14 protein-coding genes are annotated in these 12,996 nt (G+C 71.7%); all 14 read right to left on the bottom strand.

Annotated elements, in window-relative coordinates; translation table 11 throughout:
- Positions 1 to 8: 8 nt before the first annotated feature.
- A complete protein-coding gene (locus JOM49_RS15505; protein WP_209664982.1) occupies positions 9 to 740 on the bottom strand; it encodes a TIGR03943 family putative permease subunit in 732 nt (243 codons plus the stop codon).
- Entirely contained in the window at positions 740 to 1,747 is a 1,008-nt protein-coding gene (locus tag JOM49_RS15500; protein WP_372444014.1) for a permease, read from the bottom strand. The genes JOM49_RS15505 and JOM49_RS15500 overlap by 1 nt, the downstream gene beginning before the upstream one ends.
- Positions 1,748 to 1,799: 52 nt before the next feature.
- Complete coding sequence (locus JOM49_RS15495; protein ID WP_209664981.1) at positions 1,800 to 2,219, bottom strand: hypothetical protein; 420 nt, start codon at positions 2,217 to 2,219, stop codon at positions 1,800 to 1,802.
- The gene (locus JOM49_RS15490) at positions 2,219 to 3,040 is read right to left on the bottom strand and encodes an isoprenyl transferase (RefSeq protein ID WP_209664980.1); all 822 of its coding nucleotides are present in this window, start codon (positions 3,038 to 3,040) and stop codon (positions 2,219 to 2,221) included. Before JOM49_RS15490 ends, JOM49_RS15495 begins: the two co-directional genes overlap by 1 nt.
- A 43-nt stretch (positions 3,041 to 3,083) precedes the next feature.
- Entirely contained in the window at positions 3,084 to 3,845 is a 762-nt protein-coding gene (gene recO, locus JOM49_RS15485; protein WP_209664979.1) for a DNA repair protein RecO, read from the bottom strand.
- Between the two features lie 105 nt (positions 3,846 to 3,950).
- On the bottom strand, positions 3,951 to 4,415 hold the full coding sequence (locus JOM49_RS15480) for a CD225/dispanin family protein (protein ID WP_209664978.1): 465 nt from the start codon (positions 4,413 to 4,415) through the stop codon (positions 3,951 to 3,953).
- A 43-nt stretch (positions 4,416 to 4,458) separates the two neighbouring features.
- The gene (locus JOM49_RS15475) at positions 4,459 to 4,923 is read right to left on the bottom strand and encodes a CD225/dispanin family protein (protein WP_209664977.1); all 465 of its coding nucleotides are present in this window, start codon (positions 4,921 to 4,923) and stop codon (positions 4,459 to 4,461) included.
- Between the two features lie 177 nt (positions 4,924 to 5,100).
- Positions 5,101 to 6,438, bottom strand: a complete 1,338-nt coding sequence (locus JOM49_RS44050) for an RDD family protein (RefSeq protein ID WP_209664976.1) — start codon at positions 6,436 to 6,438, stop codon at positions 5,101 to 5,103.
- 50 nt (positions 6,439 to 6,488) lie between these two features.
- The gene (locus tag JOM49_RS15465; protein WP_209664975.1) at positions 6,489 to 6,959 is read right to left on the bottom strand and encodes a DUF2752 domain-containing protein; all 471 of its coding nucleotides are present in this window, start codon (positions 6,957 to 6,959) and stop codon (positions 6,489 to 6,491) included.
- The gene (locus tag JOM49_RS15460; protein WP_209664974.1) at positions 6,956 to 7,288 is read right to left on the bottom strand and encodes a CD225/dispanin family protein; all 333 of its coding nucleotides are present in this window, start codon (positions 7,286 to 7,288) and stop codon (positions 6,956 to 6,958) included. The genes JOM49_RS15465 and JOM49_RS15460 overlap by 4 nt, the downstream gene beginning before the upstream one ends.
- Before the next feature lie 30 nt (positions 7,289 to 7,318).
- Positions 7,319 to 8,221: a GTPase Era gene (gene era / locus JOM49_RS15455; protein ID WP_209664973.1), complete on the bottom strand. Its 903-nt coding sequence runs from the start codon at positions 8,219 to 8,221 to the stop codon at positions 7,319 to 7,321.
- A 21-nt stretch (positions 8,222 to 8,242) separates the two neighbouring features.
- Positions 8,243 to 11,254 carry an AfsR/SARP family transcriptional regulator gene (locus tag JOM49_RS15450; protein ID WP_209664972.1) on the bottom strand — a complete coding sequence of 1,004 codons (3,012 nt, stop codon included), beginning with the start codon at positions 11,252 to 11,254 and terminating at the stop codon, positions 8,243 to 8,245.
- A gap of 54 nt (positions 11,255 to 11,308) precedes the next feature.
- Complete coding sequence (locus JOM49_RS15445; RefSeq protein WP_209664971.1) at positions 11,309 to 11,650, bottom strand: cytidine deaminase-like protein; 342 nt, start codon at positions 11,648 to 11,650, stop codon at positions 11,309 to 11,311.
- Entirely contained in the window at positions 11,643 to 12,992 is a 1,350-nt protein-coding gene (locus JOM49_RS15440; protein WP_209664970.1) for a hemolysin family protein, read from the bottom strand. Before JOM49_RS15440 ends, JOM49_RS15445 begins: the two co-directional genes overlap by 8 nt.
- Positions 12,993 to 12,996: the final 4 nt, after the last annotated feature.

The following is a 12,996-nucleotide window of genomic DNA, read 5'->3' as shown; positions in this document are numbered from 1 at the left end:
GCTCCCGCTCAGTACTCGTACGGATCCTTCGGCGCGGGCACCGGCCGGACCGAGGCCAGGGTGAGGTCCGGCGTGTAGTTCGTCTCCCGGGTCGTGGTGCCGGGCACGACCTCGCCGGTGACCTCGATCCAGGCGTCCGGCTTCAGGCCCTCGGTGCCCGGGCCGAGCAGGCGCACGGTGACCGGGTTCGCGTCAGCCGCGCAGCAGCCGATGACCAGCCGGGCGAGCAGCACGTCCTCGCCGTCGCGGGCGACGAACCCGGATAGCGAGACCGTGCGGCCGTTCAGCGAACCACTCGAATCCCAGCCCGCCCGCGTGACGAACTCCGAGACCGGCAACGGCACGACCGCCTGCTCGGGCAGCGCGGGGAAGAGCTGCGCGTCCCGCAGCGCCGACGACTGCGGTGTGCGGCCCTGCGTGCGGGTCACCGAATCCGAGCCGAGCGCGGGCGGCGCGACCAGGAACACCGCGAGCACCGGCACCATCAGCAGCCACGCCGACCGGGCCGGGTGCTGGTGCCCCTCGTGCGCGTGCGGCTCGGCGGGCGCGGCGGACCGGCGGGCGGCGAGCAGGTCGCGGCCGATCGCGACCACCCCGAGCAGCACCATGATCGCGCCACCGGCGATCACCCACGGCTGGTGCGCCGGCTTGACGTACCGCAGGTAGTCGCCGTTGAAGCTGATCTTGAGCAACGCCCCGCCGAGCAGGATGAGCAGGATGTTCTGCGTTTCTCGCCGCATCACGAACCTCCGAGCAGGAACGAGCCGGCGAGCACCGCGCAGGTGGTCGCGACGACGAAGGTGACCGGGGCGAACCGCAGCGCGAACGACCGGCCGAAGGTCCCGGCCTGCAGCGCGAACAGCTTGACGTCGATGGCCGGGCCGACCACCAGGAACACCAGTTTCGGCAGCAGCGGCACGGCGGTCAGCGAGGCGGCGACGAACGCGTCGGCCTCACTGCACAGCGCGAGCACCACCGCGAGCACGGCCATCACCAGGATGCCGAGCACGATCTGCTCGCCCAGCACGCCGAACCACTCCGGCGGCACCAGCACACCGAGCGCGGCCGAGATCAGCGCGCCCAGCACCAGGAAGCCGCCCGCCTCGACCAGGTCCGTGCGGGCGATCTCGGCGAAGGTCTTCCACCGCGACCCGGGTTCGCTGTCGGGCAGGCGGCGCAGCGCCCGCTCGGCGATCCATTCGAGCTTGCCGAAGCGGGCCCACAGCCAGCCCATCACCATCGCGGTGGCGAGTGAGGCGAGGAACCGCGCGAGCACCATCATCGGCTCGCCGGGGAACGCGACCGCGGTCGCCACCAGCACCACCGGGTTCACCGCGGGCGCGGCGAGCAGGAAGGTCAGCGCGGCGGCGGGCGCCACGCCCTGCCCCATCAACCGGCGCGCGACCGGCACCGAGGCGCATTCACAGCCCGGCAGCGCGACCCCGGCCAGTCCGGCCACACCGACCGCGGCGCTCTCGCGTTTCGGCAGCACCTTCCGCAGCACGCGGGCTGGGACGAACGCCGCGATCGCGCCGCTGATCAGCACACCGAGCACGAGGAACGGCAGCGCCTGCACGCAGACGGCGACGAACACCGTGGAGCCGGTGCGCAGCGCGGGCACGTCGAGCACCTGCTGGAGCCAGCCCTGCCCGAGGATCGCGATCAGCAGCACGGCGCAGAGCACCTCGATCGAGGTGATCCGCCCGCGCTTCGGTTTCGTCCGCGCGCTGTCGGAAATGATTCCCACGTTCGGCACTATGCCAGACCGGCCCGCCCCGTCCTGGCCTGCGGTTCGCGGGTCAGGACTCCGGGATGCCGAGAAGGTCGGTGCGCAGCTGCGAGGCGGTCGACACCACCAGCATCAGCAGCGTGCCCAGCGGCGAGGGGTCCATGCCCTCGGCGGGGAAGGCGTAGCGCAGGGTCACGTCCATGCCCCGCTCGGTGTGCACGACGCCGAGGGTGCCGAACAGGCCCTGACCGGCGCGTTCGGCCGCGGAGGCGGCGATCGACGGGTCGTCGGGCAGGTCCCAGGCCACCACGCAGGTCAGGCTCAGCACGGTCAGCCCGTCGGCCAGGCGCGTCGCCTGCACCACGCACGGCACGTCGGCGTGCATGAAGGTGAGCGCGCCGTCGTCGTCGACGTGCACCTCGAGGTAGCGCTCGAGTGACTCGCGGGCGAGGGTGAGCAGGTTCGCGGTGTCCGCGGCTTCGGTCATCATCAGGCTCCTCCGGCCGACGCCGCGTCCACCGCGGCACCGAATCGCCGGTCACGTTTGGCGTACTCGAGGCAGGCCGACCACAGCTGGCGGCGGTCGAAGTCGGGGAACAGGGTGTCCTGGAAGACGAACTCGGCGTAGGCCGACTGCCACAGCATGAAGTTCGAGGTGCGCAGCTCCCCGGACGGGCGCAGGAACAGGTCCACGTCCGGCATCTCCGGCTGGTACAGGTACTTGGCGATGGTGCGCTCGTCGACCTTGTCCGGGTTGATCTTGCCCTCGGCGGCGAGCTGGGCGATCCGCCGCACCCCGTCGGCGAGCTCGGCGCGGCCGCCGTAGTTCACGCACATGGTCATGTTGAGCTTGGTGTTGTGCTTGGTCTTCTCCTCGGCCGCCTGCAGCTCGTTGATCACGCTGCGCCACAGCCGCGGCCGGCGCCCGGCCCAGCGGATGCGCACGCCGATCGAGCCGAGGTAGTCGACCTGGCGGCGGATGGTGTCGCGGTTGAAGCCCATCAGGAAGCGGACCTCTTCGGGGCTGCGCTTCCAGTTCTCGGTGGAGAAGGCGTAGACCGAGAGCCACTTGACCCCGAGTTCCACCGCGCCGCTGGCGACGTCGATCATCACCGCTTCCCCGCGCTTGTGGCCCTCGATCCGGGGCAGCCCGCGCTGGTTGGCCCACCGGCCGTTGCCGTCCATCACCAGCGCGACGTGCCGGGGCACCAGCTCGGCCGGGATCTCCGGCGGGCGCTCACCGGAGGAATGCGGTTCGGGCGCCCGCAGCGGGACCTGCGACGCCGGTGTGGAGCGTCCCCTGAGCCGCACTGGTCGTCCTCCGATTCATTCAGACGGGTTATCGCACCCGACCCTACTTCCCGGTGACCTCGGCATCGCGGGCACGTCTCTCCACCAGTGGCAGGGACCGCAACTGGCGTTCCAGGTGCCACTGCAACTGCGCGGCGACCAGTCCGCTGGCGTCGCGGCGGGTGTTCTGCGCGGCGGCGTCCGCGGTCTCCCAGTCCCCGTGCAGGAGCGCGCCGAGCAACTGGAAGATCTCCGGTGAGGGGTGCACGGAACCGGCCATCCGGCAGCGCGGGCACATCGCGCCGCCACCGGCCACGCTGAACGCCCGGTGGGGACCGGGGTCACCGCAGCGCGCGCATTCGTCGATCGCGGGCGCCCAGCCGGCGAAGGCCATCGCGCGCAGGAGGAAGGCGTCGAGCACCAGCGAGGAGTCGCGCTCGCCGTCCGCCAGCGCTCGCAGGGCACCGACGACGAGCAGGTACAGCCGCAGCGCGGGCTCGCCCTCTTCGACGGTGAGCCGGTCGGCGGTCTCCACGATGGCGCTGGCCGAGGTGTAGCGCGGGTAGTCGGAGACGATCGGCATGGCGAACGCGTCCAGGGTCTGCACCTGGGTCACCACGTCGAGGGTGCGCCCGGTGTGGAACTGCACGTCGACGTGGACGAACGGCTCCAGGCGGGCGCCGAACCGCGAGTTGGTGCGGCGGACACCCTTCGCCGCGGCACGGACCTTGCCGTGCCGCCGCGTCAGGAAGCTGACGATCCGGTCGGCCTCGCCGAGCTTGTAGGTCCGCAGCACCACTCCGGTGTCGCGGTAGAGACGGCTCACCGGCCTATCGTCTCACTGCCGGGTCGGCACCAGGTGCCGGCGGCCCCGGGAAAAACCTGACGCGGCGGCACGGGTGCCGCCGCGTCAGTGAGTCACCGCCGCCGGTCAGCAGGAGGTGGTGTAGTCGCAGTAGTTGCTGCTGTACGTGCTGTAGGTGCTGTAGCTGTCGTAGGCCGCGGTACCGGCCGCGATCGCGACGATGATGGCGATGATGGAGATCACGCAGCCGACGCCACCGAGGATCGTGGAGACCAGGCACAGCGTCTTGGTCGTCCGCGAGGCCTGCTCGGCCATCGGGTAGTTGCCCTGCATCTTGTACTGGCCGACCTCGTTGGACTTCATGATCGCGAAGATCCCGAGGATGACCCCGCCGAGGAAGAGCGAGGCGATGGCCCAGCCCTTGTACTCGGGGATGTCGTGGCCGCCGCCCGCCATCCCGGGCGGGCCGCCGAAACCGCCGCCGGGGGCGCCGTACGCGGGCTGCCCGTAGGGCGCGGGCATCCCGCCGGACGGCGGGCCGTAGCCGCCGGGCTGCTGGCCGTAACCCGGCTGGCCGTAAGGATTGGTCATCGAAGAACTCCCCCAGGGGAACTGGAACGGTGAACGGTGGAAATCAAATCGAGGCCATGGCGGCGATGAAGACGATCAGGCCGATCACGCAGCCGAGCCCGCCGAGGATGGTGGAGATCAGGCAGATCGTCTTGGTGGTCCGCGAAGCCTGTTCCGCCATGGCGTAGTTGCCCTGCATCTTGTACTGGCCGACCTCGTTCGACTTCATGATCGCGAAGATGCCCAGCAGGACGCCGCCGAGGAACAGTGAAGCGATGGCCCAGCCCTTGTAGTCCGGGATGTCCTGCACCGGGCCACCCATGCCGGGGCCGCCCATGCCGGGGCCGCCGCCGAAGGGCGAAGGCTGGCCGTAGGGCGGCGAGGGCTGACCGTAGGGAGCGGGCTGACCGTACGGCGGCGACGGCTGACCGTACGGGGCAGGCGTCGCACCCGACGGGGGGCCGTAGCCCGGTTGCGGCTGGCCGGGCTGCTGGCCGTACGGCTGCTGCTGACCGTAGGGATTGGTCATGGGGCTTCCCCCTCGCTCACTGCATTCGGGTTGAACAGGTCACCGCGGTCGCCACTGCAGAGCAGGCCGGTGCGCGGGAGCGTACTCGCTGCCCGGCACCGCCCGGCGCGCAGGCACCGGAACGCGGTGACGTCGCGATAGGACGCTAGGCGAAGGGCGCCGGTTCCGCCCCCGCTTTCAGCTATTTCCCTTCGGCACTGTGACGACGATCGTTTTGACGATCTTGTCGGCGAAGGTCTGGTTGCGCTCGTCCCACAACGGCCAGAGGAAACCGACGTAGCAGGCGGCGGAATCGGCGGCGTGACACAAATCGCGCAGGAAGGCGGATCCCGCCCCGATCGGCGCGCCACTCTGCTCGCCGACGAGCTTGATCCCGACCACGCGGCGGCCGAAGGACTGGCCGGTCCTGCCGCCCTTGACCCACCGGTTGAGCACCACCCAGACCAGGCCGCCGAGCCAGCCCACTCCCATGATGATCGCGCCCGTGGTGATCGAGCTGATCATCACCAGCCCGCCGGCGAGCACCACGAGGAGAATCGGGGCCAGATCAAGCAAATAACCACCGGCGCGCTGCCCCCAACTCGCCAATTCCCGCCCATTCGCCGACGGCGGCCCGAACTGCGCCCCCTGCCCGGCCACGGGAAACGACCCCGACTGCGACGACTGCCCGGAAAGCGGCGATTGCCCCGGCACCGGAAAGGCCCCCGACTGCGACGAACCCGCCTGCGGCGCCTGCCCAGACGCGGGGAATGGCCCTGACTGCTGCGCCTGCCCCGGCACCGGGAAGGGGCCCGACTGCTGCGCCAACCCGGCCTGGGGCAACGGCCCGGACTGCCCCGCCTGCGGCACCGACCCCGACTGCGGCGACAGCCCGGTCTGCGAGTACGGACCGGTCTGGAATCCCTGCCCCACCGGCGATCCCGGCGCCTGGCCGACCGGCGCCACCGACCCGGAAGGCGAAGCCTGCCCGGCTTGCGCCACCGAAGCGGACTGCGGCGACCAACCTGGCTGCGCCATCGGACCGGATTGCGCTGCGTCGCCCGCCTGCATCACCGAACCCGACTGCGGCCCATGCCCGGCGTGCGCCAAGCCCGGCTGCGGCGACCACCCGGATTGCGTCGCCGAGCCGGATCGCGTTGCGTCGCCCACCTGCGGTGCCGAACCGGGCTGTGGCCCGGCGCCCGGCTGCGGCGACCAGCCGACCTGTGCCATCGGGCCGGAGTTCGGTCCATGCCCGGGGTGCGCGGCCGAACCGGGTTGTCCCCCGCCCTGCGGTGCGGGGTGGTTGATGCGTTGCGTCATTCCCGGCTGGTCCCCGAACACGCGCTGCGTTTCCTCGCTCGAGAGCCGCTGGGTCACCCCGGCTTCGTCCAAGGCGGGCGGGAAGATGCCCTCCGGGGACACGCGCTGCGTGCGGTCCTCTTCGGCGGGCGGAGCGGGCGGCGCGGGCTGTCCGCCGGCGAGCGGCGGTTGCAGGCGGGTGGTCAGCTCGGGCTGGTCCTGCGGAGTGGTCACTGCGTCCCCCTGGGAAGATCACCTGTTTCGGCGACGCAGCCTAACTCGCCTCACACGTAGAGGGAGTCGAAAGGCGCGAACGGCAGGTTGCGCACCACGAACCAGACGGTGAAGGCCACCCCGAACGCCAGCGGCGTCCACCGCCAGTGCAGCCAGCTGTTCACCCACCGCCCCCGCCACCGGCCGACCGCCCACGCGGTGATGCTCCACACCGAAAGCAGCACCACGACCAACGACAGCGCGTTGTAGTGCAGCGCCCCGAGCAGGTCCCCGTGCAGCAGGCTGTACATCATCCGCAGCCCGCCACAGCCGGGGCACGCGATGCCCAGCAGCGAATGCGTCGGGCACACCGGCAGGAAACCGCCGGGCGTGGTCGGATCGCCGAGCAGCACCGCGACGCACCCGGCGGCCCCGGCGGCGACCACCGCGGCGGGCGGGCCCAGCGCCCTGGCCCGTTCGGCGAAGGTGCGCGCCGGGATCCCGTTGTAGACCCCGGTGTACTCCCCCGTCGCCTGGCTCATAACGAAGCCGCCCCGAAGATGCCGAACCCGAGGATCAGCACGAAGACGAGGATGTAGAGCACGAACAGGATGACCATGGTCAGCGCCGACCACATGGCCCACTTCTTGGCCTCGTTCGCCGCCTTGTGCGCGGCTTCGAACTGCCCCGAGAACCACAGCGAGTGCACCTGGTTCGACTTCACGATCGCCACCACGCCCAGCGGCAGACAGCACATGATCGTGGTCAGGATCGCCCACACCAGGTGGTTCTCCGGTGGCGGCCCGTAGTTCGGCGGGCCGTACCCCGGCCCGTAGCCGTAACCAGGCGGTTGCTGAAACGGACCGGTCATCCGCCCCCTCCTCGAATCAGAGAACCAGAATCAGAAACCCAGCCGCCGCAGCTGCTTGGGGTCACGCTGCCATTCCTTCGCCACCTTGATGTGCAGGTCGAGGTAGACCCGGGTGCCGAGCAGCGCCTCGATCTGCCGCCGGGCGGTGGCGCCCACCTGCTTGAGCCGTTCCCCCTTGTGCCCCAGGATTATGCCCTTCTGGCTGGGGCGCTCCACGTAGAGGAACGCGTGCACGTCGATCAGGTCGTCCCGGCCCTCGCGCGGCAGCATCTCCTCGACCGTCACCGCGATCGAGTGCGGCAGCTCGTCGCGCACGTCTTCGAGCGCGGCCTCGCGGATCAGCTCGGCGACCAGCGTCTGCTCCGGCTCGTCGGTCAGGTCACCGTCCGGGTAGAGCTGCGGCCCCTCGGGCAGGCGCCGCACCAGGAGGTCGGCGAGGGTCTGCACCTGGAAGCCGTCGACCGCGGACACCGGCACCAGCTCGGCGAACTCCATCACGTTCTGCAGCGCGAGCAGCTGCTCGGCCACGCGTTCCTTCGGCACCAGGTCGGTCTTGGTGACCACGCCGATCACCGGGGTGCGGCGGGCGATCTTGGCCAGTTCGGCGGCGATGAACCGGTCACCGGGGCCCACCTTCTCGTCGGCTGGCACGCAGAAGCCCACCACGTCCACCTCGGACCAGGTCGAGTGCACGATGTCGTTGAGCCGTTCGCCGAGCAGCGTGCGCGGCTTGTGCAGGCCCGGCGTGTCCACGATGACCAGTTGCGCGTCCTCGCGGTGCACCACACCCCGGATCGCGTGCCGGGTGGTCTGCGGCTTGCTCGAGGTGATCGCGACCTTGGTGCCGACCAGCGCGTTGGTCAGCGTGGACTTGCCCGCGTTCGGGCGGCCGACGAAGCAGGCGAAACCGGAGCGGTGGGTGGTGGTGCTCATCCGCCCATCCTCCCTGACGCCTCACGCGGTCGATTCGGTGATCCCCCCGAGCAGCTCGTCGAGCTCGGCGGCGCCGGCGCGGTTGCCCAGTTCGAGGTGCAGCGCCCTGGCTTCGGTCCAGGCTTCGACGGCCTCGGCCACCTGTCCGGTTCCGTGCCGGGCGCGACCGAGTTTCGCCAGCGCGCCGGGCAGCCGCGCGACCAGCCTGCGCTCGCGGTATTCGGCCACGTACCCGGTCAGCTCGGCCGCCGCGAGGTCGTAGCGGCCCTGTTCGAGGTGGACCTCGGCGAGCAGCTCCATCGGCAGGAAGCTGCTCGAGTGGTGCCGGTAGTTGGCCGCCGCCTCGACCGCCTGCTCGAGCGTGTCCTCGGCCGAGTGCAGGTCGCCGGTGCGCAGGTGCAGGTCACCGAGGTGGGTCAGGGTGAGCGTGTGGAAACCGGCGTGGTCGAGCCGCCGGAACCCGGCCGCGGCGGTGCGGTAGGCGTCCACCGCCTCGTCCCACTGGCCCCGGTCCTGGCGGAGGTTGCCCAGCCGCATCCACGCCTCGGCCTCCGCCCTGGCGAACCCGATGGCCCCGGCCAGCCGCCGGACCTCCAGCACGCACCGCAGCGCCTGGTCGGCCTCGCCGCGGACGCGGTGGATGATCGATTCGTTGATCAGCGACATGATCGTGGTGCGGTGCTTGCCCTGCTCCCCGCTGAGCCGCCGGCTTTCGGCGTAGGCGGCCATCGACTCGTCGTAGGCGCCTTCGAGTCGCAGGCCCAATCCCAGCAGTGACAACGCCTGCGAGCGCCCGGTGTCGTGCCCGAGTTCGGCGAACAACCGCTCGGCCTTGCGGGCGTACCGCAGGCAGTCCGCGCTGCCGCGGCCCCAGGCGCGATCGGCCAGCCCCCGCAGCAGCACCGCCGCGCCGAGCCGGTCGCCCTCGGCTTCGCAGCGTTCCAGCGCGGCGAGGTGCGTGCGTTCCCAGTCCTGCCCGAGCACGCGGTATTCGAAGTAGCCGACCAGTGCTTCGGCGATCTGCCAGCCGATCGGCCCGCGCGCGCGACCGGCGACGATCGCCTGGAGGTTGCGGGCCTCCACGTCGAACCAGCCCGCCGCGTTGCCGCCCAGGATCTCCGGTTCCTCGGCGGCCAGCCGTTCCCGGTCCGGGCAGTTCGAGATCCGTTCCAGCGTGCGGTTGTCGAGCAGGTCGTCGGCGGCTTCGGCGAGCGCCAGCCACGCGGTGCGCGCCCGGCCCAGCGCCGCCTCGGTCTCCTCCGGCGGCTCGCTCTCCTCGGCGCGTTCCCTGGCGAAGAGCCGGGTCAGGTCGTGCAGCCGGTACCGCGTCTGGCCGCAGACGTCGATGCCGACGACCTCCACCAGGTGCACGTCGACCAGCGCGTCCAGCGTGCTTTCCGCCTCGGCGGCGGACACGTCGAGCACGGCGGCGCACACCCAGGACGCGAAGTCGGTGACGTCGAGCAGGCCGAGCAACCGCAGTGCGCGCTGCTCATCCGGCCGCAGCCCGGTGTAGCTGAGGGCCAGGCTCGCCCGGACCGCGAGATCGCCCGCCACCAGTTCGTCGAGCCTGCCGCACTCGTCGGCGAGCCGGGCCGCGAGCTGCCCGATGCCCAGCCGCGACCGCGCGACCAGCTTCGCCCCGGCCACGCGGACCGCCAGCGGCAGGTAACCGCAGAGCCGGGTGATCTCCGCGACCGCACCGGGTTCGGCGTCGATCCGGTCCTGGCCGACGACCCCGGCGAGGAAGGCCCACGCCTGCTCCGGCGTGAACACCTCCACGTCCAGCGAGCGCCCGCCCTCCAGGCCGCTGAGCCGCGCGCGGCTGGTGACCACCACCGCGCAGCCCGCGGAACCGGGCAGCAGCGGGCGAACCTGCTCCTCGTCCGCCGCGTTGTCCAGCAGTACCAGTACTTTCCGGCCGGCGAGCTTGCTGCGGAACAACGCCGACCGGTCGGCCAGGTCGTCCGGGATGGCCCCGCCGTCCACCCCGAGCGAGAGCAGGAAGTTGGCCAGCACGCGGGCGGGGTCCCGCACCGCGTCCTGGGTGCCGCAGAGGTCGACGTACAGCTGGCCGTCCGGGAAGTGCTCGGTGACCAGGTGCGCGGCCCGCACGGCGAGCGTGGTCTTGCCGACCCCGCCCTGCCCGGCCAGCGTCACCACCGGCACGGCCTCCCCCGGCGCGGTCAGCGTCCGGACCAGCTCGTCGAGTTCGGCGGTGCGGCCGGTGAAGTCACCCACCGTCGGCGGCAGTTGCGCCGGGCCGTCGAACGCCTCACGGCGTGGCGTCCGGTGCTGCCGCACGGGCTGGTGCCGCAGCGAATCCCCGCGCAGCACGGCCTGTTCGAGCGCCTTCAGCTCGGCGGTCGGCTCCAGGCCGAGTTCACGGCTGAGCCGCCGGTGCAGCCTGCGGTAGGCGGCGAGCGCGTCGCGGGTGCGGCCGGTGCGGTGCAGCGCGATCATCAGCTGCGCCCAGAGCCGCTGCTCGAACGGGTGCTCGTGGGTGAGCGCGAGCAGCGCGGGCACCAGCTCGGCCGCACGGTCCAGCCGGAGCACCGCGTCGTGGTAGTCGAGCAGCGCGCCGACCCGCTCGTGTTCGAGCGCGGGCGCGATCCGCTCGGAGATCAGCTCGGATTCGACCCCGGCCATCGGCGCCCCGCGCCACAGGCACAGCGCGCGCTGGAACAACTCGGCCGCCGTCGCGTCGTCGTGCCAGGCCAGTTCCCGCGCCTTGGCCACCCACGCGCGGAAGCGGTGCAGGTCCACCCGGGACGGCGGGACGTCGATGAGGTACCCGTTGGCCCTGGCCAGGATCTGCACCGGGTGCCCGGCGAAGGAGCGCCGCAGCCGCGAAACCACCACCTGCACGGCGTTGCGCACGGTGTCCGGCCAGTCCTCGCCCCAGAGCGCGTCGGCGATCCGCTCCAGCGGCACCACCTGCCCCGGTTCGAGCAGGAGCATGGCCAGCAGGCAGCGCTGCCTGCCCGCGCTGATCGTGCCGCTGGGCACACCGGTGATCTCGAGTGGTCCCAAGATCCCGAAATCCACACGTTCTCCCGCGACGTCGGCGAGTGGTCAGGTCACGGCCTAGCGCAGCACTTCCAGCACCGTTCCGGAAGGGTCCGCGCGAAAAATGGGGACATTCGCCGAAACATCGCGGACGGCGTGCACCGACTGCTCCCGGAAGCCCGGCTCCGGGGAGACCACGGCGGCCGCCTCCAGGCCCTCGGCCCCGCTCGACACCGCGGCGGCGACCGCCGCCTGCAACGCGGTGAGCTGGAAGGAGGGCAGGTCGATGGTGGTGGCCGAGTAGGTGCGGCCGTCGGTGTCCCGGACCGCGGCCCCCTCGTTCGCGCCGTTCCGCGCCCTGGCCGAGCGGGCGAGGAGGACGATCTTCTCGTCCTCGGCCCCGAGCTCGTGGTCAGGCATGCTCCACGCTCCGATCCCGTTCGTCCTGCTCGTCACGTTCCTCGCGCGGCACGCGCACGCGCCGCCCGGCGATCCGGTCGTCGCTGGCGCGCACCACCACCGTGGTGATCCGCATCCGGCCGCGCCGGTCCTTGCCGCCCTCGGCGTGCAGCCGCAGCCCGGCGACCTCGGCTTCCGCGCCGGGCAGCGGCACCCGGCCGAGGCGCTGCGCGAGCAGCCCGCCGACGGTCTCCACGTCGTGGTCGTCCAGTTCGATGCCGAAGAGCTCACCGAGGTCGTCCACACCGAGGCGCGCCGACACGCGCACCGAGGACTCGTCCAGCGCCTCGATCGGCGGCCGCTCGTCGGCGTCGGACTCGTCGGTGATCTCGCCGACGATCTCCTCGAGGATGTCCTCGATGGTCAGCAGGCCGGCGGTGCCGCCGTACTCGTCGATGGCGATGGCCAGGTGGTGGCGCGAAACCTGCATCTCCTTGAGCAGCTCGTCGAGCCGCTTGGAGTCCGGCACGAAACTCGCCTGGTTCATCAGCTCGCGCACCTCGCGCGTGGCGCCGCCGTCGGCCATCGAGGCCCGCACCAGATCCTTGATGTTGACCACGCCGGCGATGTCGTCGACCGACTCGTCGATCACCGGCAGGCGGGTGAACCCGGTCCGCAGCGAGAGCGCCAGCGCCTGGCGCACGCTCTTGCCCTGCTCGATCCAGACGATCTCGGTGCGCGGCACCATCACCTCGCGGGCCACGGTGTCCCCCAGCTCGAACACCGAGTGGATCATCTCGCGCTCGGAGTCCTCCACCACACCGCGTTCCTGGGCGAGGTCGACCAGCTCGCGCAGCTCGACCTCGGAGGTGAACGGGCCTTCGCGGAAGCCCTTGCCCGGGGTGATCGCGTTGCCCAGCAGGATCAGCAGCTTGCTCAGCGGGCCGAGCACGGTGCCGAGCGCGCGGACCAGCCCGGCGACCACCAGGCCGACGCGGTACGGGTGCTGGCGCCCGATGGTGCGCGGGCCGACCCCGATCAGCACGTAGCTGACCAGGATCATCACCACGCCCGCCACCACCACGGCCAGCGAGACCGGCTCGATCCAGCGCAGGAACACCACGGTGACCAGCACCGTCGAGGTCAGCTCGCACCCCAGCCTCAGCAGGAGCAGCAGGTTGATGTGGCGACGGCGCTCGGCGATCACCGCGACCAGCTGGCGGGCGCCTGCCCGGCCCAGCCGCACCATGCCCTCGGCCCTGGCCTGCGAGACCGTGCTCACCGCGGCGTCCGCCGCGGCGAACACCCCGCCGAACAGGACCAGGGCCACGGCGATGATCAGCAGGGAGGTCGAGCTGGTCATCGGC

The organism is Amycolatopsis magusensis, from assembly GCF_017875555.1.
Lineage (GTDB): Bacteria > Actinomycetota > Actinomycetes > Mycobacteriales > Pseudonocardiaceae > Amycolatopsis > Amycolatopsis magusensis.
This window is presented reverse-complemented; position numbering and strand designations above follow the sequence as displayed.